The organism is Vibrio sp. Vb1026, from assembly GCF_033338745.1.
In the GTDB taxonomy this organism is placed as follows: domain Bacteria; phylum Pseudomonadota; class Gammaproteobacteria; order Enterobacterales; family Vibrionaceae; genus Vibrio; species Vibrio alginolyticus.
The window spans coordinates 1-1,257 of record NZ_JAWOTH010000120.1 but is presented as its reverse complement, the minus strand read 5'-3'; the positions used below and the strand labels follow the sequence as shown (position 1 = coordinate 1,257).

The window sequence follows — 1,257 nt, the reverse complement described above, 5'->3', positions numbered from 1 at the left end:
GGCAAATTATTGAGGATAGAGATAAGTTCTGATGCTTTCACGTTTACTTCGTTATGTTTAAGTTCAGGCTAAACCCATAAGTGGCTGCTTTTAATGATTTTTGATGACGACATGCCTAGATTACTGGCATAGTTCGTGGTTAGGTTAACAACGCACTGAGATTATGTTCATGCCAACGTATCAAAGTGCATGACGCGAACTGTCACGCCCATGACAACGTTAAGTATTGTAACGGCTAATATCGAAAGAACATAAGCTTAATTCACTGATTTTCTCCATCAACTTTGATTAAAACCCATGAAGAGATTGAAACAAGCCACCATGATGCTTCCGCTCGCTGCGGCTGTATCAACGGCTTATGCAACAGATGAGCAAACGTGGGGCATTGCCGCCATGTATCGCACGGCCTCGATTCCTTTTTACACTGCTAACGATGACTCTACGGTGAGCACCTTCGTGCCGATGATGTTTTTTGAAAATGAACATTTGTACATTAACGGACTCGAGGGCGGCGCTTTTCTGTTTAACGAAGAGGATTCTGACTGGCGAGTGAGTGCGATTACGCGTCTTCGTTTTGTCGACATTCCTAAATCCGTTCAAAACGCGTTTGAAGGTGATCGCGTCGATTTTGGTGGCCAACTGCGTTATGACTTCAATGAAAACTGGCGCGCTGAAGTGGAATTGATGACGGATGACGAGTTTCAGTTCCACTCAAACTACAGAATTGCAGCAAATTACGAGCTGGGTGATTGGGAGTTCGAACCATCTTTTACCATCCGTTATAAGGACTCTGATTTCAACAGCGAGTATTACGCTTTCAAAGATGTGACAGGGGAAAGAATCGGTGCTGGCGCAGATGCTAATCTTGGCATCAAAGCGCGTTATCACGTGATTTCTAACCTCTATTTGTTGGGCGAAACCAGCGTGACGCGCTTAGACAACGAAGCTTACAAGAGTGGAATTGTCGAAGATCGTTACCAAGGTGAAGTGTTTGTCGGTTTCGGCTTCTTTAACGACAAAGGCAAAGAGCGAAAATCTGACCTTCACAATCGTCCATATTTGCGAATTGCGCACGGCTGGGCGACGCCTTCCAATATGGGCGACATTTTCAAGTTCAACGCTGAAAAGGATGAATACGATAATCAGCTCACTTCGTTTTTCTACGGACATCCGTTGACTGATGAACTGTTTGGTTTGCCTCTTGATATCTATTTAACGCCTGGTTTGGTTCACCATTGGTCGTCGGATGTTCAGTCA

The 1,257-nt window shown here is 44.6% G+C and carries 1 protein-coding gene; it reads left to right on the top strand.

The window, feature by feature from the left end; genetic code table 11:
* Window positions 1-321: 321 nt before the first annotated feature.
* Window positions 322-1,257, top strand: a 936-nt coding sequence (locus R7E47_RS24635; RefSeq protein WP_318085368.1) for a MipA/OmpV family protein, incomplete at its 3' end; no start/stop codon positions are given.